Raw genomic sequence first — 20,786 nt, forward strand, 5'->3', positions numbered from 1 at the left:
AGGGAGGATGTGCATGGAACCGGATGCTCCTTATCTCGTGCGGAGTTTCCGGCTTCACACTATCTGCATGGGCGAGGACGGCGTGCTGAACGTCGTCATGTCGCTGTCTTTCGTGGCGTTCTCCCTACTGTTCCTGGGCTTGATGTTCGTCATCTGGCGGCAGGACAAACATCGCAAGACGATGAAGGGCATGTGGCGCGGCCTGGTTTTCGACAAGGACCAGATCGTTATGCTCAAGACCTATTTTCGCAGGGGAGGCGGCCTTGCGCATGCTGCAGCACTCGCCCTGTCCGGCGGGGCGTTGGTTGTTACGATCGCACTGGCCGCCTCGATCCACGGCGTGCAGAAGGGCGATTGCCCGGCGTCGCAGGCGGCAGTTTCGGCCAGATAAACTCTCAGCACAAAACAAAACCGCCGGGCTTTTGACCCAGCGGCATGATGATCTTGTCTGAAAATATCCGGCTCAGCCGGCTTTGCGCATCTTGTAGGCCATCTGCTGCAGGCCGCCGGCAACGCTGCCGCCATTGCCGATGCGGAAACCGCGGATGAGCTCGAGCAGTTCGTCGGTATCGGCAGCAAGCGTTTCCGCCGATGCTGTGGTCTCTTCCGCCATCGCAGCATTGTGCTGGGTGGCCGCGTCGAGCTGGTTCAGCGACGAGGAGATCGAGCGCAGCGTCGTATCCTGCTCGGAAGCCGAATGGGCGATCTTGCCGACGATTTCGCTCGCAGCCTTCACCTGATCGGAAATCCGCTTCAGCGCTTCGCCAGCCTCGCCGACGAGGCGAACACCGTTCTGCACTTGACCGGACGAACGCGAGATCTGGTCCTTGATTTCCTTCGCGGCCGCCGCGGAGCGCTGTGCCAGTTCGCGGACTTCCTGTGCGACAACCGCAAAACCCTTGCCGGATTCACCGGCGCGGGCGGCTTCGACGCCGGCGTTCAGAGCCAGCAGGTTGGTCTGGAAGGCGATTTCATCGATGACGCCGATGATCTTGGTGATCTCTTCCGACGAATGCTCGATGCCGCCCATGGCTTCGATCGCCTGGGCAACGATCTGGTCGGAGCGGCTGGCTTCCGAGCTCACCGAAGTGACGCGCTTCGACGCCTCATGAGCGCCTTCCGCGGTCTGGCGGACGGTAACCGCGAGTTCGTCGAGAGCCGCAGACGTTTCTTCCAGATTGGCAGCCTGACGCTCGGTGCGCTGCGACAGCTCGTTCGAAGCGCGACGGATTTCTTCCTTGGAGCCGCCGATGTCGATGCCCTTGGCATTGACCTTGGCCATGGCGGCTTCCAGATGGGTGAGGGCGTCGTTGAAGTTGTGACGGAGCGTTTCGTAGCGCGGGCCGAGATCGTCGCAACGGACCGTCAGGTCGCCCTGAGCGAGGGCTTCGAGAGCTTCGCCGATGGTGGACACGACGCGAGCCTGCGAGGTTGCATCCTTCTGCTGCATGTCGAGATTCTGCTGGCGCTCGCGGTCGAGCTCCTGCTTCTGGCTTTCCTCGCGGGCAACCATGGCGTGGCGCTCGCGGATCTTTTCCTGCAGGGCCTGGGTGGCCTTCGCCATCATGCCCACTTCGTTCGACATCTCCGTGTGAGGGATCTTGATGCCGACATCCTCGTTGGCAACGGCGCCCAGCGCCTGATGGATGTTGCCGAGCGGCTTGGAAATGCCGCGGATGACGAAAAAGGCGGCCGCCATGCCGAACGCGAAGACGATTGCGCCGATCAGCACGGCATTGGCGATCATGCCGTTCACCTTGGCATCCAGGTCGTCCATATAGACGCCGGTGCTGATCGTGATCTTCCAGGGCTCGAAGGCCATGGCGTAAGAGGCCTTTTTGGCCACCGCGCCGCTGGTATCGCCGGGCTTCGGCCAGAAGTATTCGACCACGCCGCCACCCTTGCGGGCGATGGCAACCATGTCGCGACTGAAGAACGTGCCGGCCTTGTCCTGCTGTTGCTGCTGGTTCTGGCCGACCAGGGTCGGGACCGGGTGGATGCGCAGCGTGACGTCGTAGTCGATACCGACGAAATAGCCGTTCGGCTGGTATTTCATCTTGGTGATGGTTGAGAAAGCACGCTTCTGCGCCTCCTCGTTCGAGAATTCGCCGGCCTTTTCACGGTCGGAATAGGACTGCATCACGGAGATGGCGGTTTCCACCTGGGTGCGCAGCATGTCGATGCGCTCGTTATAGGTCGATTGCGCCGCGCCCCGGATCTGGAAATAGGAATAACCGGCAAAGGCGACGAACAGCGCCGCGATCAACAGCACGAGCTGATGGGCGATCTTCAAATTTTTCATGGCAACGGTTTCTTTCGGAAAAGCGGCGGCGGACGCCCATTGCTGCGATGGATGGAGGGGAAAACGCATCATGCGCGAGAGCCGAACGGCATGCCGAAAAGATTATGACAAACTGTTAAATATTTAGCTAAATACCCGTCCTCCGACAGAGGATCTTTGGCCGATGCAACCCCTTGCCGGACAAAGAAAAACCGCCGGGTTTTGATCCCCGGCGGCTTTTTTTGCTGAATGCCTGATCTGCCTTGCGACAGCCTCAGCTTGCCTTGCGCATGCGCTGGGCCATCTGGCCAAGGCCGCCGGAGTTCTGGGCGCCGCTGAGGCGGAAACCGCGGATGAGGCCAAGCAGTTCGTCCGTGTCGGCGGCCAGCGCCTCGGCCGATGCGGTAGTCTCTTCGGCCATCGCGGCATTGTGCTGGGTGGCCGCGTCGAGCTGATTGAGCGACGACGAGATCGAGCGCAGCGTCGTGTCCTGTTCGGATGCCGAATGGGCGATCTTGCCGACGATTTCGCTGGCGCTCTTGATCTGGTCGGAGATGCGCTTCAGGGCCTCGCCGGTTTCGCCGACAAGACGAACGCCGTTCTGTACCTGACCGGAAGACCGCGAAATCTGGTCCTTGATTTCTTTCGCGGCAGCGGCGGAGCGCTGCGCCAGTTCGCGAACTTCCTGGGCGACGACCGCAAAACCCTTGCCGGATTCACCGGCGCGGGCCGCTTCGACGCCGGCGTTCAGAGCCAGCAGGTTGGTCTGGAAGGCGATTTCATCGATGACGCCGATGATCTTGCCGATTTCTTCGGAAGAGTGCTCGATGCCACCCATAGCCTCGATCGCCTGGGCGACGATCTGGTCGGAACGGCTCGCTTCGCTGCTGACCGTGGTCACGCGCTGTGCGGCCTCGTGGGCGCCTTCGGCCGTCTGGCGGACGGTGACGGCAAGTTCGTCGATTGCAGCGGACGTCTCTTCCAGATTGGCGGCCTGACGCTCGGTGCGCTGCGACAGTTCGTTGGAGGCACGGCGGATTTCTTCCTTCGAACCACCGATATCGATGCCCTTGGCATTGACGCGGGACATCGCAGCTTCGAGGTGGCCGAGCGCATCGTTGAAGTTATGACGGAGCGTTTCGTAGCGCGGGCCGAGATCGTTGCAACGAACCGTCAGATCGCCCTGTGCCAGTGCTTCGAGAGCCTCGCCGATGGTGGAGACGACGCGCGCCTGGGAGGCCGCATCCTTCTGCTGCATGTCGAGGTTCTGCTGGCGCTCGCGGTCAAGTTCCTGGCGCTGCTGTTCTTCGCGGCCGGCCATGGCATGGCGTTCGCGGACCTTTTCCTGCAGTGCCTTGGTGGCTTTCGCCATCGTGCCGACTTCGTTGGCCATCTCGGTATGCGGGATGGCCATCGTCACGTTTTCGTCGGCAACGGCGTCAAGCGCGGAGTTGACGGCCGCCAGCGGCTTGGTGATGCCGCGGATGACGACGTAGGCTGCGCCGAGGGCGAGGAGGAGGGCACCGACGCCGATCGCAACAGCCTTCAGGATCATCCCGCGGATCTGGGCAGCCAGGTCATCCGTATAGACGCCGGTGGCAAGCACCAACTGCCAGGGCTCGAACGCTTTTGCGTAGGAAGCCTTGGCATAGTCGGCATCCGGCAGTCCCGGCTTGCTCGTGCTCAGATATTCGATGATACCGCCGCCGGCCTTGCCGATGACGATCATCTCGTCGCGGAACATCTTGCCGGCGGAATCGGGCTTGCCCTTGCTAACTTCGCCGACCTTCTTCGGATCCGGATGCATCAGCATCTTCACGTCGTAGTCATAGGCAAAGAGATAACCGTCGGGCTGGAAGGTCATGGCCGAGACCGCGGCAAATGCCTGCTTCTGGGCTTCGGCGCGCGTCAGTTCGCCTGCCGCTTCACGCTTCTGGAATTTCGACAGGATTCCGATCCCGGACTCGACCTGCGTCCGCAGCATTCCGTAGCGCTCGGCATAGATCGCCTGCGTCGAAGAGCGGAGTTCGAAATAGGTCACGACGGCGAAGCCGGCGATCAGGGTCAGAACCAGCAGGACGAGCTGATTTGATATCCTCAGGTTTTTCATGTTCGTTCCATCGTGATTGGCCGCCGCGTGCGACAGGTGGGGTCGTTCTGAGTGGGAAAGGCGCGTCCTGCGCATGGATTGTGCCGCATTGCACGGTGCTAGAATATGATGGGATATTTGAATAAAAATTTAACGTTAATTCAATTGTAGACCAAAAAAACTAATATTATCAAAGGTAAAAATACAGCGAGAGTGCAGGACGAGATGTGCGGCGCATGCGCTATGAAATAGAGATGGTCCAATTAAATATGAGATTTTAGGCCGGAGCTTGAGTTTGATCTTCGGCGAATGTGATAATTACCGTTTTTATAGCCTCCAGTCGAAAAATTTGACTTTTGTCAAAAGAAACCGCCGGGCCTTTCGACCCGGCGGCTCCCCGTCCCCCGACTATTTGTTGGATTACCCGGCCCTGCGCATGCGCTGAGCCATCTGACCGAGGCCGCCGCTGTTCTGCGTCGCGTTCAGGCGGAAACCGCGGATGAGCTCGAGCAGTTCGTCGGTATCGGCAGCCAGCGTTTCCGCCGAGGCTGTGGTCTCTTCCGCCATGGCGGCATTGTGCTGGGTGGCCGCGTCGAGCTGGTTGAGCGACGACGAGATCGAGCGCAGCGTCGTATCCTGTTCGGATGCCGAATGGGCGATCTTGCCGACGATTTCGCTGGCAGCCTTTACCTGATCGGAAATCCGCTTCAGCGCTTCGCCAGCCTCGCCGACGAGGCGAACGCCGTTTTGCACCTGACCGGACGAACGCGAGATCTGGTCCTTGATCTCCTTCGCCGCAGCGGCGGAGCGCTGAGCCAGTTCGCGGACTTCCTGGGCGACAACCGCAAAACCCTTGCCGGATTCCCCGGCGCGGGCGGCTTCGACGCCGGCGTTCAGAGCTAGCAGGTTGGTCTGGAAGGCGATCTCGTCGATGACGCCGATGATCTTGCCGATTTCTTCGGAAGAGTGCTCGATGCCGCCCATCGCTTCGATCGCCTGGGCAACGATCTGGTCGGAACGGCTGGCTTCCGAGCTGACCGAAGTCACGCGCTTGGAAGCTTCATGCGCACCTTCAGCGGTCTGTCGGACGGTGACGGCCAGTTCATCGAGAGCTGCCGAGGTTTCTTCGAGGTTTGCCGCCTGACGTTCGGTGCGCTGGGAAAGCTCATTCGATGCGCGACGGATTTCTTCCTTGGAGCCACCGATGTCGATGCCCTTGGCATTGACCTTGGCCATCGCCGCTTCGAGATGGGTGAGGGCATCGTTGAAGTTGTGACGCAGCGTTTCGTAGCGCGGGCCGAGATCGCCGCAGCGGATGGTCAGGTCGCCCTGCGCCAGCGCTTCAAGCGCCTCGCCGATGGTGGACACAACGCGAGCCTGACTTGCTGCATCCTTCTGCTGCATGTCGAGGTTCTGCTGGCGTTCGCGGTCGAGCTCCTGCTTCTGGCTTTCCTCGCGGGCAACCATGGCATGGCGCTCGCGGATCTTTTCCTGCAGTGCCTGGGTGGCCTTCGCCATCATGCCGACTTCATTCGACATTTCCGTATGAGGGATCGCCGACCGGACGTCTTCGTCGGCGACGGCCTGCAGGGAAGCATGCACAGCCGTCAGCGGCTTGGTGATGTTGCGGATGACCATGAAGGCCGCGCCGAGCGTGAAGAGGAAGGCGACGAACCAGACGGCCACGACTTCGAGGATCGTCTTGTTGATCTTGGCATCGAGGTCGTCGGTATAGACGCCCGATGCGACGACGATCTTCCACGGTGCGAAGACGCGGGAATAGGTTGCCTTTTCAAACACCTGATCCGCCGGCTGGCCGGGCTTTTCCCAGTAGTAGAGGGTGATGCCGCCGCCCGCCTGGCCCTTGGCAACGATCTCTTCGCGGAAGAGATTGCCCATCTTGTCCGGCTGGCCCTTCTGGTTCACGCCGACCTGCTTCGGGTTGTAGTGGAAGCGGGTGACGGTGTCGAAGTCGAGGCCGAAAATATAGCCGGCCGGCTCGTATTTGATGCCTGAGACTGCCGTATAGGCATATTTCTGAGCGTCTTCCTGAGTGAATTCGCCCTTCTGCGCCCGATCGTAATAGGATTGCAGGATCGAAATGCCCGATTCCACCTGCGTGCGCAGCATGTCGTAGCGCTCGGCGTAGATGGCATTGATCGAGGTGCGGACCTGATAGAAGGTCACCGCGGCGAAGGCCACCATGAGAATGGCGACCATCCCCAATAACTGATGGGAAATCTTGAGGTTTTTCATTCGACTCACTTTCAGGCAGCCGAAATCTCCCGGAGGAGCCGGAGCGGAACCAATGTTTGGGAAAAAGCGCATTCTGCGCGGACCAACGTGCTCACATCGCACTGTGGTGATGAGAGTGATCCCGGATAATTGAATAAAATTTTAATGATGGCGGGGTTGACAGTCGCAAACGCAAATATTTTAGCAGCGATGCGAAAGTCGCCGCTTAAATTTCGCGTATTCGGCGAAGTGATATTCGCAGGTCAATTTTTACTCTGTAAATATTCTAAATTTCTAATTTAGAATCAATTTACTCTGAGCTGAAAACCGTCGATCGCGAGTGGAGCAGGGGCCATTGCGGCGGCAGTGATTCCCGACACGCCGTCGATCTCCTTGGGGAGAGCGCCGGTTGTGGATTCGACATCGACGCCATCGCCGGTCGAGGCCGTCGTGGCGAGTTCGTTCTCGGTCGAACCGTTGCTTTGCGGATGAAGCGCGGCGACAGCCTTCTCCTCCGCCATCCAGTCGGGAAGCTTGCTGACATAGATGACCGGTGAGCCGCCGAACCAGACTTCGGTACGGACGAGTTTTTTCTCGCCATTGATCTCGACGATATCCGTCTTCTGGGTACCGTTTGCCAGCTCGGGCACCTTGTAGGTGGAGCTGCGGTTTTTCTCTACAATCGGCGGGCAATCGGTGCAGCGCTTCTCGACGATGCTCGGGCCGGATGCATGGCCGCTGCCGATCGCGACGATCGACGAGGCGAAAGCCGAGCTGCTTGCCAATACCATTGCAGTCGCGAGGAGGAGACGCATCACCGAGATCCTTCTTTTAGTAAGCCAAGAAGTATCGCGGTTTCGTTTCGATCCCGTCAGGAGAATCGGTAAATTTTGAATGAAACGGCCTCAGCCGGATCAGTTTTTTTCACGCGCCACAGCCTGCCAGCCGATATCGCGGCGGCAGAAGCCGTTCTGCCATTCCACGCGGTCCACCAGCGCGTAGGCGTGCGCCTGCGCCTCGGCGACGGTCTTGCCCGTCGCGGTGACGTTCAGCACGCGACCGCCGGTCGCGACCAGTGCGCCGTCTTTCAAAGCGGTCCCGGCATGAAACACCTTTTCGCCGGGTCCTGTCTGTGGCAGCGCCGCGATCGGCGTGCCCTTGTCATAAGAACCCGGATAGCCCTTCGACGCCATGACGACAGTCAGCGCCACGTCGTCGCTCCATTCGGCGGAAACCTGGTCGAGCGTGCCTGACGCCGCGGCGTAAAGCAGGTCGAGGAGATCGCTCTCCAGGCGCATCATCAGCACCTGCGTTTCCGGATCACCGAAGCGGACATTGTATTCGATCAGTTCCGGCCCCTTGGCGGTGATCATCAGGCCGGCGAAAAACACGCCGGTGAAGGGATAGCCGCTCTCCGCCATGCCGCGGATCGTCGGTTCGATGATCTCCTTCATGGTGCGGGAGACCATCTCTGCCGTCATGACAGGCGCCGGCGAATAGGCGCCCATGCCGCCGGTATTCGGGCCGGTATCACCATCGCCGACGCGCTTGTGGTCCTGTGCGGTGGCGAGCGCCAGCGCGGTCTTGCCGTCGGACAGGCAGAAGAAGCTCGCCTCCTCGCCGTCGAGATAGGCCTCGACCACGACTTCAGCACCGGCTGCGCCGAACGCGCCGTCGAAGCAGTCGTCGATTGCCGCCAGTGCTTCCTCGACTGTCATTGCGACCGTGACGCCCTTGCCGGCCGCCAGCCCATCCGCCTTCACGACGATCGGCGCACCTTGTTCGCACACGTAGGCCTTTGCCGCAGCGGCATCGGTGAAGCGCTGGTAGGCGCCAGTCGGGATGTCGTAGCGGGCGCAAAGATCCTTGGTGAAGCCTTTGGAGCCTTCCAGCTGTGCCGCGGCGGCAGATGGGCCAAAAACGGTAATGCCCGCACCGCGCAGGGCATCCGCAAGGCCCGCGACCAGCGGTGCTTCGGGTCCGATGACAACAAGGTCGATCGCCTTGTCGCGACAGAAGCCAGCGACGGCCTGATGATCGTCGATATTGAGATCGACGGCGGCCGCATGTTCGGCGATGCCCGGATTGCCGGGGGCGACATAGAATTCGGAAAGTTTCGGAGACTGGGCGAGTTTCCAGGCCAGCGCATGCTCGCGTCCGCCCGATCCGATCAAGAGAACCTTCATGTCCCGCCCTCGCGCCTCATCTGGAAACATATCCTTTGGGGCGGTTAAGGGGAGGGCGGGAAAAGGTCAAGGGCCGTTGAACATTCCGCCTCAGTTCGGCGGCCCTCGATTGCTGCATCTTGTCTGAATGTGGCCGGCAGCCTCTACCGTCTGAGAGAAACGGAGGAAAGGCCGTCGGCAAATCCCCTTAGGTTCGCCCTCGTCGAATGTTCAGTGTCGTCTGGAAGATCACCCTGTTGCGATAGGCCAGAAACGGCACGGGCTCGTCCCTGGCCCGCGCGTTGTCGAGCTTTTCGTCGAGATAGGAAATGACGGCTTCGAGTTCTTCGGTCGCAACCGCCGTGTCTGAGGCCAGAATCCTGGCTGCTTTCTTCGGCATACATACCTCCATTCCTGTCCGCTTCATGCGGCGGAGGGGAATGTAGGCCTCAACTTGGAAAGGTGAGAGGTTGTCACCTCTTTTCCACAGCAGCGTGGTTAGCATTTGTCAAACGCGTATCGTTCCGGCACATCCGCTGCTCTCCATCAATCTGTGGAACCGGTGAGGGCCTGCGTTGCCTTGCCACAAAGTTTGATTATGTTCGCCCCTCCTGTTTTGGAAGAGGACCTACATGGCCGCCGATATCCGTTTCCTTTCCGCCGCGATCGCCGCTGAAATCAACGCCCGCCCCGAACAGGCGGCTGCCGCGATCGGGCTGATCGACGAGGGCGCCACGGTTCCCTTCATCGCCCGCTACCGCAAGGAAGTGACCGGCGGCCTGGACGATACGCAGCTGCGCAATCTCTCCGAACGGCTTGTCTATCTGCGCGAGCTGGAAGCTCGTCGCGCCTCGATCGTCGACTCGATCAACGGCCAGGGCAAGATGACCGACGAGCTCTCGGGCAAGATCGCCAGGGCCGCCACCAAGGCGGAGCTGGAAGACCTCTACCTTCCCTACAAGCCCAAGCGCCGTACCCGCGCCGAGATCGCCCGCGAGCGCGGCCTCGGCCCGCTGGCGGATGCGATCTGGGCAGACCGCTCCATCGACCCGGCGAAGCTCGCCGAGACCTATGTGACGGGCGAAGTTACCGACGTGAAGACGGCGCTGGATGGCGCCCGCGATATCGTCGCGGAAAACATCTCGGAAAACGCCGACCTGCTCGGCAAGCTGCGCCAGCACATGCGCGACGGCGCGCAGCTGAAGGCGCGTGTCGTCGATGGCAAGCAGGAAGTCGGCGCCAAGTTCTCCGACTATTTCGACCATACGGAACGTTGGGCGAATGCCCCGGGCCACCGGGCGCTCGCCATGCTGCGCGGTTGGAACGAGGAATTCCTGACGCTGACGATCGATGTCGATGCCGACGATCCGTCGCCGGTCAAGCCCGCTCAGCGCATCATCGCCCTTGCCTTCGACATCCGTGACAAGGGCGCTGCCGACCGTTGGTTGATAGAGGTTGCGGGCTGGACCTGGCGCGTGAAACTCTCCGTTTCTCTGTCGCTCGACTTGATGCGCGAACTGCGCGAGAGGGCCGAGGAGGAGGCGATCCATGTCTTTGCCCGTAACCTCAAGGACCTGCTGCTGGCCGCCCCGGCCGGCTCGCGTTCCACGATGGGCCTCGATCCGGGCATTCGTACCGGCGTCAAGGTCGCGATCGTCGATGCCACCGGCAAGCTGCTGGAAACCACGACGGTCTATCCTTTCCCGCCGAGGAATGACGTTCGCGGCACCCAGGCGGAGCTGGCCTCGCTCGTCCGCAAGCACAATGTCGAGCTGATCGCCATCGGCAACGGCACCGGCAGCCGCGAGACGGAAAAGCTCGTCACAGACATGCTGACGGCGCTGCCCGCTCCGAAGCCCACCAAGGTCATCGTCTCGGAAGCCGGCGCATCGGTTTATTCCGCCTCGGAAACCGCCGCATTGGAATTCCCGCAGCTCGACGTGTCGCTGCGTGGCGCCGTGTCGATTGCCCGCCGCCTGCAGGATCCGCTCGCCGAACTCGTCAAGATCGAGCCGAAATCGATCGGCGTCGGCCAGTACCAGCACGATGTCGACCAAAACAAGCTCTCACGCTCGCTCGATGCCGTCGTCGAAGACGCGGTGAATGCCGTCGGTGTCGATCTCAACATGGCGTCGGCCCCGCTACTGTCTCGCGTGTCCGGCCTCAGCCGCTCGATTGCCGAAGCGATCGTTGCCCATCGGGACGCCAATGGTGCCTTCGCCAGCCGCCGCGACCTTCTGAAGGTTGCCCGCCTCGGCAACCGCACCTTCGAACAGGCCGCCGGCTTCCTGCGCATTCCGAATGGCAAGGAACCGCTCGATTCCTCGTCCGTCCACCCGGAAGCCTATGGCGTCGCCAAGAAGATCGTCGCCGCCTGTGGCCGGGATCTCCGCAGCCTGATGGGCGATAGCGCGACACTGAAGGCGCTCGATCCGAAAAAATTCATCGACGAGCAGTTCGGCCTGCCGACGGTCAAGGACATCATCTCGGAACTGGAAAAACCCGGCCGCGACCCGCGCCCGAGCTTCAAGACGGCCACCTTCGCGGAAGGGGTCAACGAGATTTCCGACCTGGTGCCGGGCATGATGCTGGAAGGTACGGTCACCAACGTCGCTGCTTTCGGCGCTTTCGTCGATATCGGCGTACATCAGGACGGGCTCGTCCACGTCTCGCAACTCGCCGACCGCTTCATCAAGGACCCGCATGAAGTGGTGAAGGCCGGCGACGTCGTGAAAGTGCGCGTCGTCGAGGTGGACGCGAAGCGCAAACGCATCGCCCTGACCATGCGCAAGGACGGCGGAGAGGCGGCTCCCGCACCCCGCGGCGGCGAGCGAGCCAAGCCCTCGGATCAAAAATTTATGAAAACGGAGAAGCCTTCTTCGCAGGGGGCTTTCGGCGCAGCACTCGCGGAAGCTTTAAAACGGAAGTAATTTTTATTGGCTTTCGTCAAGTTTCAATCACAGGATGCAGGTCGTCGAACAGAGGTTTGACGACCTGTTTTTTTGTGTCATTTTGATGTCGGGAATGCGCTTGAAACTCGGCAGAAACATATTAAGTTTTGCAATTAGTAAGGCAGCCTTAGTATATCGGAGGTGAGTCTATGGCCTCGTCCCTTCACATTCTTCTCAGCAAAATCATCAAAATCGGAACGCTTACCGTCAGGGGATCCGGCGGCGAGCAGCACTATGGCGGAGGAGGGGGCAGGAAAGTCACCATCCGCTTCACCGACGAGGCGGCCGAGCGCGCCATGGTCGGCGACCCGCAGCTTCAGCTCGGCGAACTCTATATGGACGGCCGGCTCGTGGTCGAAGAGGGGGACATCTACGAGTTCCTCGCGCTCATCAAGGACAACACGCTGAGCGAAGGCCTGACATTCGGCATTATCATGCGCAGCGTCGGCCGGATGATCGCTTCGCAGTTCCGCAACCGCGTGCCGATCAACCACAATCGCAAGAACGTCGCCCATCATTACGATCTCGACGAAAAGCTGTTCTCGCTGTTTCTCGACGAGGACTGGCAATATTCCTGCGCCTATTTCAATCCGCCGGGTATTTCGCTCGATGAGGCGCAGATCGCCAAGAAGCGCCACATCGTCGCGAAACTTCTTGCCGAGCCAGGCCAGAGAGCGCTGGAAATCGGCTCCGGCTGGGGCGGCATGGCCATGTATCTGTCGGAGTCCTCCGGCGTCGACGTCACCGGCATCACGCTCTCGACCGAGCAGCTCAAGATTTCCCGCGAACGCGCGATGAAGCGCGGGCTTGCCCATAGCGTCCGTTTCGAGCTGCAGGACTATTATTATATGCCGACCGCCGACAAATTCGACCGCATCGTCTCGGTCGGCATGTTCGAGCATGTCGGCCGGCTGAACTATCGCAAGTTCTTCAACAAGGTGAACGACGTGCTGGCCGATGACGGCGTCATGGTGCTGCACTCGATCGGTCAGCCCTATCCGGCGATCTACAACAATCCGTGGATCGAGAAATACATCTTCCCCGGCGGTTACATCCCGGCGATCTCGGAAGTGCTGCCGGCGATCGAAAAGGCGGGCTTGCTCGTCTCTGACATCGAAATCCTGCCGATGCATTATGCCCACACGCTGCGCCACTGGCGCGAGCGCTTCATGGCGAACAAGGAAAAGGCGATCGCTCTTTATGACGAGCGTTTCGTGCGCATGTGGGAATTCTATCTCGCCGGTTCCGAAATGGCCTTCACCCACGAGGCGTTTCACATTTTCCAGATGCAGATCGTCAAGAAGCGCACCGCGGTGCCGGATAATCGCGATTACATCTACGAGAAGGAAGCAGAGCTGAGGGCTTTCGAACAGCAGCGCATTCCACTGGATAAGATTGCGGTGTGAGGCTTCAAGCAAAGACGGATGCCGCAATCTTAGCGCGCGTCTAGGAAAATATCCCGGTTCCCCTTAGCTTGCAGAATTGGGTCGGCAACGACCCGATTCATTCGATCGGGCAGTCGTCCGGTCCAGGGGGCTTTTCAGTATGTATGCGCAGATTTTCTCGATTATCGTTCGAAACTGGACGTTTTATCTCGCCATGGTGCTTGTTTCTCTGGGGCTGACGCTATTTCAGGAAACGACTGGAACCTCTTCAACCAGCGGAGTTGGGATCTTCCTGACGATATACCTCGCCATGATCGTGCAGGGCGCGGTAATCTATTCGACGACGTTCAAGTCGATCACCAGGCATGTGCCCAGCTTCTATAAGGGCATGTGGCGCTATAGCCTGAAAGCGATCGCGCTCGCAGTGATCGCGCTGATCCTGTCCAGCCCGGCGCTCATCTGGCAAATAACCGTATCCAACGGACAAAACCTCCACGGTCTTGTATTTTTCCTCGTCGCATTCATCGTCGTCTATTCGGTATTGATGTCGTGTGTCGGAACCTGGCCGACATCCAGCATAACGGGCGTAGGGACCTCACTAAAGGATGCCTGGCGCAGGGGTATTGCAAGTTTCCCCAAGACATTGGGACACCTATTCCTGTCGTTGGTGGTGATGCAGATCGCCACCATGCTGATAGGCTTTGTTGCGGTTTTCTACTTTCCGGGTGATTTCATCACAGACGGATCTCCGAATGTGCCGATGATATTGCTATCTGCGCTTGCATCCTTCATCCAGTGGGTAAGTGTTACTTACGCGGCTGTTGCCCTGGCGCGCGTCTATGTGAGGTTTGGAGCAGACAGCTTGCCGCATAGGCTCGCACCCGTCGGCGCTTGACCGCCTCGTCAGCCAACCGATAAAACCGCGGCATGATGACGAACGCCGATAATTTTGCCGGCCGTGTGGCCGATGCTCCGTCGAACAATTGGGTATATCGGGTGCTGCCTCGGCAGGCCTGGCCCTATGCGCAGCTCGCCCGCTGGGACCGGCCGATCGGCTGGCAGCTTCTCATGTGGCCCTGCTTCTGGTCGGCGGCGCTGGCGGCCAATGCGGCGGCAAATCTCGGCACCTTTTCGCCTGGCCTGCTCATCTGGCACCTGATCCTGTTTTTCATCGGCTCGGTCGCCATGCGAGGGGCCGGCTGCACCTACAACGATCTGGTCGACCACAGAATAGACATGGAGGTCGAGCGCACCCGCTCGCGGCCGCTGCCGTCCGGCAGGGCGTCGCGTTTCGGCGCGAAAATCTTCATCCTTGTGCAGGCGATTGTCGGCCTGCTCGTCCTCATCCAGTTCAACGGCTTTTCGATCCTGCTCGGCATCGCGTCGCTAGTGGTGGTGGCAATCTATCCCTTCGCCAAGCGCTTTACCGACTGGCCGCAATTCTTCCTGGGTCTGGCCTTCTCCTGGGGGGCGCTCATGGGTTGGGCAGCGGTATTCGGCGGCCTGTCCTGGGCGGCGATCTGGCTTTATCTGGCGGCGGTCGCCTGGACGATCGGTTACGACACGATCTATGCACACCAGGACAAGGAAGATGACGAACTCGTCGGCGTGCGCTCGACGGCGCGCCTGTTCGGAGACGATACGAAGGCCTGGCTGATCGGCCTTTACGGCCTGACACTGCTGTTCATGATCCTGGCCTTCGTTTCAGCGGGCGCAGGCCTGATGGCCTATCTCGGCCTTCTTGTCGCGGCCGGCATGTTCGCCCGGCAGATCGTCGTGCTTGATATCGAGGACGGGGACCAGTGCCTCAGGCTCTTCAAGTCGAACCACCATGTGGGGGCGATCCTGTTTGCCGGTCTGGTGTTGGCGCTGGTTATTTAATGGAAAAGCCCGATCGGCTGTGATCGGGCTTCCATCGGGCGTTTCAGCGCTCCATTCTGGAGCGGCTGGAAACGCTCACTATCGCGCGGGGCGGTGGACAAAGGGACAAACAAAGCCCTAGCGGCGCGCGATAATCTCCTTACCTTCGATCTTCATCGTGACACCCAGGCTGCCGGTGGTACGGCGCACCAGGAAGCGGGGGCGGCGGGCGGCGAAATAGGAATGGCGGCGGCGCGGCTTGGTGGCGCTGGATCGTACGTCGCCGATGTGGTTTTCCAGCGGACGGGCGATGCCGTCGGCTTCGACCATCAGCATGGGAATGCGGAAAGCATCCGACCAGGAGCGCCAGTCTGCGGCGATATCGCAGAGGTCGTGGGCCACCAGAAGCGGGATGCAGAGATCCGGATCTTCGTGATGCAGTTCCAGCGTCACGGTCACTTCGCCGTCGCCATGATCGATGGCGCGGGCGGCGACACCCTTGAAGGCGCGGGCCGGAAGAGCGAAGGACAGCGGCAGGCCGCTGGCGGGAAGGATCTTGCGCAGCACGGCGCCGCGCTCGTCGATGGTGATGGTGACATCTCCTGATGTCTCGCGCAGCGCATAGGTAACCTGCTGCGGGAAACGAGACGGATCGAGCCTCAATGTCGACCCTGCCCAGACGGGCTTCAGAACAGTGTTGGTCATCGTTATGCTACCCTTGTTTTACCTGAGAGCCGTTCCGGTTTCCCGGCTTGCGTTCTCTGCGGGACTTTTGTCCTCTGATAGCTGAAGCATAGGGCGGGCATGTTCGAGACAGCTTAAAAATCGCGGTTAAGGAAAGTTTGCCTGATCGAATGGTTAGCAAAACCACCCGGGTTTGGGTTTCCGGAAGGTGAATCGGCCTGAAAAAATGCAGTCCGGCCAAGGGCTTGGTAATATCGGCACAGGTCTGAAAAGCCCCGGGCAAGGTGAGTGGGTGATGCTTGCGAAAGCATCATTCCGACTCGTGGGGCCGCCCGTCCATGGTATCGACCTATCTCACCTTCGATCTCGTCAACCGAGATATTCAGAAAAGCCTGAAGCAGGTCTCGAGCCAGACGACCGTGGCCAACGACAGCAAATATTATCAGGACAACATCGGCAAGGTGAAGAGCGTCGACGAGTTCCTCGACAACTATCGCCTCTTCTCCTTCGCCATGAAGGCCCATGGCCTGGAGGACATGATCTACGCCAAGGCGTTCATGAAGCAGGTTCTGGAAAGCGACCTTTCCGACGACAACAGCTTCGCGAACCGCCTGACGGACGATCGCTACAGCAATTTCGCATCCGCCTTCAATTTCGGCGCCGCGTCGGCCGATGCCGCCACTGCGCAGTCCAACGGCCAGATGGACAAGCTGCTCGACACCTATGACCAGACGATTGCCGCGCAGAACGACGAGATCGAAGAGAGCAACCGCTACTTCAAGGTGATGTTCGGCCCACCCGGCCTGCTCAAGAACGTCGACCAGTTCCTTCAGAACGAAGACTTGCGCCAGTTCGTCTTCACGGCTTATGGCATCGACCAGAAGTATTTCGACTTCAACAAGCTCAAGGGCGTGTTGACCAGCGATCCGAACGACCCGAACAGCTACTACCAGCAGAACTATGGCAGTACGGTCGACGAATACACCACGGACCTGACCGAATATAACGAACTCGGTGAGCGCAAGAAGCTGCTCACCAACATCGGCACCCTGACGGATTCGGTCCAGCTCGGCCAGGAAAAGAAGACGGCGCTGACGCAGCAGAGGGACGCCAAGCAGGCGGATCTTGATGCTGGCAATGGCGACGCTGTCCAGCTCCAGAAGGATATCGATGCTCTCAACAAGACCATCCAGGATACGGACGACCTGATTACGAAGGATCAGGCCAGCCTTACGACCGCACAGACCCGTGTCGACGAGCTGAACGGCCGCCTGGTGCCGGTAGCCGACGCGGACGCGCGGATGGTGGAACTGGACAAGGGCCTGAGCGGCGGCGCGCAGACCGAGATCAACGACCTCAACGAGCGCCAGACGCTGTCCACCCAGATTCCGACCTATCAGCAGGCGATCGCCGCGGGGCAGGCCAAGAAGACGGAGCTGGAAAACAGTATCGCCGGCTGGCAGGCAGAGATCGATGCCGGCGGTGACGCATCCGTCCTGCAGCCGAAGATCGATGAAGCACAGGTGAGCCTCGACGACATCAACGATGCGCTGCCGACGACCCAGCAGGCTCTTGCCGATGCGCAGGCCCGCTATGACGTGCTGAACGCTCACCTGGTGTCACTCTCTCAGGCATCCACCCGCCTGAGGGAACTGCAGGCGAAGATGCAGCAGAAAACCAACGACATGTCTTATATCGGCGTCATGAAGTCGTTGATGACGGATTTCCAGTTCAATACCGATGGCACAGTTCCCGCCACCGGCGCCCTGACGGCGGATAAGATGCAGGAGATCACCAAGGGCTTCTTCAACAAGCAGACGAAGCTCACGCATGCCGAGGCGATGTTCAACCAGGAATATTTCGAGAAGAAGGCCAAGACGGCCACGACCTTCAAGGACCTGACGGACGATCCGCGCATTCTTCAATACCTGAAGACCGCCTTCAATCTCGACAAGGCAACGGTCGTCAAATCGACCATCGAAAGCATCCTGACGACCGACCTTACCGATCCCAACAACTACATCGTCAAATTCGGCAACAACAGTCCGGACTATCTGGCGCTCAACAAGGCCTTCAATTTCAATACGGATGGCACCGTCAAGGCCGGCGGCATCCAGGACTCGCTGCAGGTCAGTACCAGCCGCAACAACTATATGAGCCGCTGGGACGACAAGCAGGAAACCCAGCACACCAAGGACGTCAAGTTCTACAAGATCGATATCGCGCAGATCAAAACGCTCGATGAATTCCTCGGAACCGAAGCTCAGACGAGCTATGAGTTTGCACTGGAAGCGGTGGGCATCGATCCTTCCACCGTCTCGAAGATCACCATCAAGAACGCCCTGAAAAGCGATCTTTCCGATCCGAACAGCTATATCTACAAGCTGAAGGACGAGCGCATCCTGTCGCTTGCCAAGCTCTTCAACTTCGGTACGGACGGCAAGGTCGCGACGCCGGTCCTGGCTCAGTCCAATTCGACGATCACCAACGTCGCCAAGGACTATATTCTTCGCCAGACCCGCTTCCTGAAAGGTGACGAACTGGACGCCGCCAAGAAAAAGGCGAGCGACGAGGCGAAATATTATACCGATACGATGCAGAAGATCGACACGCGCGATGCTCTGCTGAAAGATCGCAAGCTCATGGATATCCTGCTGACGTCAAAGGGCATCGACCCGAAGTCAGTCACCGACGATTTCCTGAAAAAGGCTTTCACCTCCGATATCAGCGACCCGACGAGCTTCATAAATACGCAGGCCGACAAGCGCTTCGCGCAGATCGTCGGCACCTTCAACTTCACCGAAAAGGGCGATATCGATCGCAGCGTCGGAAACCTGGCCCAGAACGGCGGCGAAGTCGCGGCGACCCAGGCCAATTACGTGCAGCAGCTTCTGGAAGCACAGGAGGGCGAGGAAAACAACGGTGTCCGCCTGGCGCTTTATTTCCAGCGCATGGCCGACACGATCACCGACCCCTATGTCATCCTCGGTGACGAGGCGCTGATGGAGTTCTTCCGCGTCACTTACCAGCTGCCAAGCGAAATCGGCAACATGGACGTCGACCAGCAGGCCAAGCTGGTGAAGAAGAAGCTCAATCTGGAAGAACTGGCGGATCCGGAAAAGCTGAAGAAGCTGATCCAGCGCTTCACCATCATGTACGACATCGAGAATGCAACGGTGAACTCACCGGCGCTGGACATCATGAACAGCAACGGCGGCGGCGTCAGCGCCGATACGCTCTGGGCGTTGTCGCAGCTCAAGGTCGGCTAAGCCCAAGGTTCGTTTGGGGGCCGCCTCAGGTGTCGTCGGCTTTGCCGAGCGGCTGGAAATTGGGGTCCGTATTGGCAACCAGCCAGTCGAGATCGGCGCTCATGGCGTTACGGCTTGCCTCCTCCATGCGCCGGTAGCGCGACAGAAGCTCCCGCCCGAATTCCGTCAGGCCCGCGCCGCCGCCGCTTTTTCCCCCGTGGCGGGTGAAGATCGACGGTTCGCGGAACATCCGGTTGATCTCGTCTGCCAGCAGCCAGGCGCGGCGATAGGACATGCCGATCGCCGCCCCGCCCGCCCGGATCGAGCCGTGTTCGGCGATCAGCTCCAGAAGCTGCGCCTTGCCGGGGCCGAGGCGCACGCCGTTGTCGAGATCAATGCGGATCGTCGTGCGGGGAGATTGGCTCATCAGAGGCCCGCTCCAGGGATCGCCACCACCTTGCCGGGGTTCATGATTCCGGCCGGATCGAAGGCCTGCTTGATGCGACGCATCAGGTCCATTTCGATCGGCGTGCGGATATCCGCCAGCTCGTCGCGCTTCAATTGGCCGATGCCGTGTTCGGCGGAAATCGAACCGCCGAAGGAGATCGCCAGCGGATGGACGATCGCGTTGACCTCCCTCCAGCGGGCGAGATAGGCCGCCTTGTCGGCCCCCATATCGGCAGTGACCGGCTGGGAAATGTTGTAGTGGATATTGCCGTCGCCCAGATGGCCGAAGGCGCAGATGCGGGCGCCGGGGATCGCTTCCAATACCGCCTTGTCGGCCGCCGCCATGAAGGCCGGCACCTTGGAGACGGGCACGGAAATATCGTGCTTGATCGAGCCGCCTTCCGGCTTCTGCGCATCCGACATGCTTTCGCGCATGTTCCACAATGCCCGCTGCTGCTGCAGGGAAGAGGCAATCACTGCATCCTGGATCAGGCCGTTTTCGAAACCCTGCTCCAAAAGCGACTGGATCATCGCCTCGGCCGTCTCTGCGGAATCTGACGTGGAGATGTCGATCAGCGTGTACCAGGCATGCGGCCCTTCCAGCGGATCGCGAACGCCGTCCGTATGACGCACGGTGAATTCGACGCCGATGCGCGGCATCAGTTCGAAGCCAGTCAGCGCTGTGCCGCAGAGATTGGATGCCAATTCGAACAGCTTCAGCGCATCCTCGGTCGAATTCAGCCCCGCCATCGCCACCTGGTGGCCGACCGGCTGCGGGAAAAGTTTCAGCACCGCGCCGGTAATGATGCCGAGGGTGCCTTCCGCGCCGATGAACAGGTCGCGCAGGTCGTAACCGGTATTGTCCTTCTTGAGACGGCGCAGGCCATCCCAGATTTCTCCCGTCGGCAGCACGACTTCAAGACCGAGGCAGAGCTGGCGCATGTTTCCGTAGGCCAGCACAGCGGTGCCGCCGGCATTGGTGGAAAGATTGCCACCGATGCGGCAGGAGCCTTCCGAGCCGAGCGACAGCGGGAAGAGCCGGTTTACTGCTTCCGCCGCCTTGTGGACGTCGGCCAGGATCGCGCCGCCATCCGCCACCAGAACATTGGCGACCGGGTCGACATCGCGGATGCGGTTCATGCGTTCCAGCGACAGGATGATATCATGGCCGCCGGTGCGCGGTGTCTGGCCGCCCACCATGCCGGTATTGCCCGTCTGCGGCACGATCGGCGTGCCGGTCTCGCTGGCAAGCTTCATGATCGCCGCGACTTCCGCCGTCGAACCCGGCTTCAGGAGCATGGGGGAGGAGCCCTTGTAGAGCCCGCGACCTTCCACCAGATGCGGCGCGAGATCCTTCGGGTCCGTCAAGACGTGATTGGCGCCGACGATCGCCGCGAAACGATCGAGAAGTTCGGGTTTCGGTCCGGAAATATCCATCGGC

General features: G+C 60.1%; 15 protein-coding genes. 6 read left to right on the forward strand and 9 right to left on the reverse strand.

Features of this window, described 5'->3' with window-relative positions; translation table 11 throughout:
- Nucleotides 1-13 precede the first annotated feature (13 nt).
- Nucleotides 14-391, forward strand: coding sequence for a hypothetical protein (locus KX729_RS05750; RefSeq protein ID WP_219741483.1), 378 nt, complete (start codon nucleotides 14-16; stop codon nucleotides 389-391).
- Between the two features lie 72 nt (nucleotides 392-463).
- Here KX729_RS05750 and KX729_RS05755 read toward each other — a convergent pair whose 3' ends face one another.
- The 6 genes from KX729_RS05755 to KX729_RS05780 all read right to left on the reverse strand — a co-directional run bounded on the left by KX729_RS05755 (nucleotide 464) and on the right by KX729_RS05780 (nucleotide 9,170).
- Complete coding sequence (locus KX729_RS05755; RefSeq protein ID WP_219741484.1) at nucleotides 464-2,302, reverse strand: methyl-accepting chemotaxis protein; 1,839 nt, start codon at nucleotides 2,300-2,302, stop codon at nucleotides 464-466.
- Between the two features lie 253 nt (nucleotides 2,303-2,555).
- The gene (locus KX729_RS05760) at nucleotides 2,556-4,391 is read right to left on the reverse strand and encodes a methyl-accepting chemotaxis protein (RefSeq protein ID WP_219741485.1); all 1,836 of its coding nucleotides are present in this window, start codon (nucleotides 4,389-4,391) and stop codon (nucleotides 2,556-2,558) included.
- 399 nt (nucleotides 4,392-4,790) lie between these two features.
- A complete protein-coding gene (locus KX729_RS05765) occupies nucleotides 4,791-6,626 on the reverse strand; it encodes a methyl-accepting chemotaxis protein (protein ID WP_219741486.1) in 1,836 nt (611 codons plus the stop codon).
- A 284-nt stretch (nucleotides 6,627-6,910) separates the two neighbouring features.
- Nucleotides 6,911-7,420, reverse strand: a complete 510-nt coding sequence (locus KX729_RS05770) for a plant virulence effector HPE1-like domain-containing protein (RefSeq protein ID WP_219741487.1) — start codon at nucleotides 7,418-7,420, stop codon at nucleotides 6,911-6,913.
- 99 nt (nucleotides 7,421-7,519) lie between these two features.
- Nucleotides 7,520-8,791: a phosphoribosylamine--glycine ligase gene (purD, locus tag KX729_RS05775; protein WP_219741488.1), complete on the reverse strand. Its 1,272-nt coding sequence runs from the start codon at nucleotides 8,789-8,791 to the stop codon at nucleotides 7,520-7,522.
- A 187-nt stretch (nucleotides 8,792-8,978) separates the two neighbouring features.
- Nucleotides 8,979-9,170, reverse strand: coding sequence for a hypothetical protein (locus tag KX729_RS05780; protein ID WP_219741489.1), 192 nt, complete (start codon nucleotides 9,168-9,170; stop codon nucleotides 8,979-8,981).
- A gap of 232 nt (nucleotides 9,171-9,402) precedes the next feature.
- Here KX729_RS05780 and KX729_RS05785 point away from each other — a divergent pair, with 232 nt between their 5' ends.
- From KX729_RS05785 to ubiA, 4 genes are all read left to right on the forward strand, one after another.
- Nucleotides 9,403-11,700: a Tex family protein gene (locus KX729_RS05785; protein WP_219741490.1), complete on the forward strand. Its 2,298-nt coding sequence runs from the start codon at nucleotides 9,403-9,405 to the stop codon at nucleotides 11,698-11,700.
- A gap of 170 nt (nucleotides 11,701-11,870) precedes the next feature.
- A complete protein-coding gene (locus KX729_RS05790) occupies nucleotides 11,871-13,127 on the forward strand; it encodes a cyclopropane fatty acid synthase (protein WP_219741491.1) in 1,257 nt (418 codons plus the stop codon).
- A 139-nt stretch (nucleotides 13,128-13,266) separates the two neighbouring features.
- Complete coding sequence (locus KX729_RS05795) at nucleotides 13,267-14,001, forward strand: hypothetical protein (RefSeq protein ID WP_219741492.1); 735 nt, start codon at nucleotides 13,267-13,269, stop codon at nucleotides 13,999-14,001.
- Between the two features lie 35 nt (nucleotides 14,002-14,036).
- A complete protein-coding gene (gene ubiA / locus KX729_RS05800) occupies nucleotides 14,037-14,987 on the forward strand; it encodes a 4-hydroxybenzoate octaprenyltransferase (protein ID WP_219741846.1) in 951 nt (316 codons plus the stop codon).
- Nucleotides 14,988-15,104: 117 nt separating this feature from the next.
- Here the strand turns inward: ubiA and KX729_RS05805 are convergent, their stop codons facing one another.
- Nucleotides 15,105-15,671, reverse strand: coding sequence for a DUF6101 family protein (locus KX729_RS05805; protein ID WP_219741493.1), 567 nt, complete (start codon nucleotides 15,669-15,671; stop codon nucleotides 15,105-15,107).
- A gap of 317 nt (nucleotides 15,672-15,988) precedes the next feature.
- Here KX729_RS05805 and KX729_RS05810 point away from each other — a divergent pair, with 317 nt between their 5' ends.
- Nucleotides 15,989-18,919 (forward strand): DUF1217 domain-containing protein, encoded by a 2,931-nt coding sequence (locus tag KX729_RS05810; protein ID WP_219741494.1) that lies wholly within the window; start codon nucleotides 15,989-15,991, stop codon nucleotides 18,917-18,919.
- A 25-nt stretch (nucleotides 18,920-18,944) separates the two neighbouring features.
- Here KX729_RS05810 and KX729_RS05815 read toward each other — a convergent pair whose 3' ends face one another.
- Nucleotides 18,945-19,325: a winged helix-turn-helix domain-containing protein gene (locus tag KX729_RS05815; protein WP_219741495.1), complete on the reverse strand. Its 381-nt coding sequence runs from the start codon at nucleotides 19,323-19,325 to the stop codon at nucleotides 18,945-18,947.
- The gene (locus tag KX729_RS05820) at nucleotides 19,325-20,782 is read right to left on the reverse strand and encodes an FAD-binding oxidoreductase (protein ID WP_219741496.1); all 1,458 of its coding nucleotides are present in this window, start codon (nucleotides 20,780-20,782) and stop codon (nucleotides 19,325-19,327) included. The genes KX729_RS05815 and KX729_RS05820 overlap by 1 nt, the downstream gene beginning before the upstream one ends.
- Nucleotides 20,783-20,786: the final 4 nt, after the last annotated feature.

The sequence above is a fragment of the Neorhizobium populisoli genome, from assembly GCF_019430945.1.
Taxonomy (GTDB): domain Bacteria; phylum Pseudomonadota; class Alphaproteobacteria; order Rhizobiales; family Rhizobiaceae; genus Neorhizobium; species Neorhizobium populisoli.

Coding starts and splice junctions, on each gene's coding strand:
- KX729_RS05750 (WP_219741483.1), top strand. CDS start 14: ATGGAACCGGATGCTCCTTATCTCGTGCGGAGTTTCCGGCTTCACACT.
- KX729_RS05755 (WP_219741484.1), bottom strand. CDS start 2,302: ATGAAAAATTTGAAGATCGCCCATCAGCTCGTGCTGTTGATCGCGGCG.
- KX729_RS05760 (WP_219741485.1), bottom strand. CDS start 4,391: ATGAAAAACCTGAGGATATCAAATCAGCTCGTCCTGCTGGTTCTGACC.
- KX729_RS05765 (WP_219741486.1), bottom strand. CDS start 6,626: ATGAAAAACCTCAAGATTTCCCATCAGTTATTGGGGATGGTCGCCATT.
- KX729_RS05770 (WP_219741487.1), bottom strand. CDS start 7,420: ATGCGTCTCCTCCTCGCGACTGCAATGGTATTGGCAAGCAGCTCGGCT.
- purD (WP_219741488.1), bottom strand. CDS start 8,791: ATGAAGGTTCTCTTGATCGGATCGGGCGGACGCGAGCATGCGCTGGCC.
- KX729_RS05780 (WP_219741489.1), bottom strand. CDS start 9,170: ATGCCGAAGAAAGCAGCCAGGATTCTGGCCTCAGACACGGCGGTTGCG.
- KX729_RS05785 (WP_219741490.1), top strand. CDS start 9,403: ATGGCCGCCGATATCCGTTTCCTTTCCGCCGCGATCGCCGCTGAAATC.
- KX729_RS05790 (WP_219741491.1), top strand. CDS start 11,871: ATGGCCTCGTCCCTTCACATTCTTCTCAGCAAAATCATCAAAATCGGA.
- KX729_RS05795 (WP_219741492.1), top strand. CDS start 13,267: ATGTATGCGCAGATTTTCTCGATTATCGTTCGAAACTGGACGTTTTAT.
- ubiA (WP_219741846.1), top strand. CDS start 14,037: ATGACGAACGCCGATAATTTTGCCGGCCGTGTGGCCGATGCTCCGTCG.
- KX729_RS05805 (WP_219741493.1), bottom strand. CDS start 15,671: ATGACCAACACTGTTCTGAAGCCCGTCTGGGCAGGGTCGACATTGAGG.
- KX729_RS05810 (WP_219741494.1), top strand. CDS start 15,989: ATGGTATCGACCTATCTCACCTTCGATCTCGTCAACCGAGATATTCAG.
- KX729_RS05815 (WP_219741495.1), bottom strand. CDS start 19,325: ATGAGCCAATCTCCCCGCACGACGATCCGCATTGATCTCGACAACGGC.
- KX729_RS05820 (WP_219741496.1), bottom strand. CDS start 20,782: ATGGATATTTCCGGACCGAAACCCGAACTTCTCGATCGTTTCGCGGCG.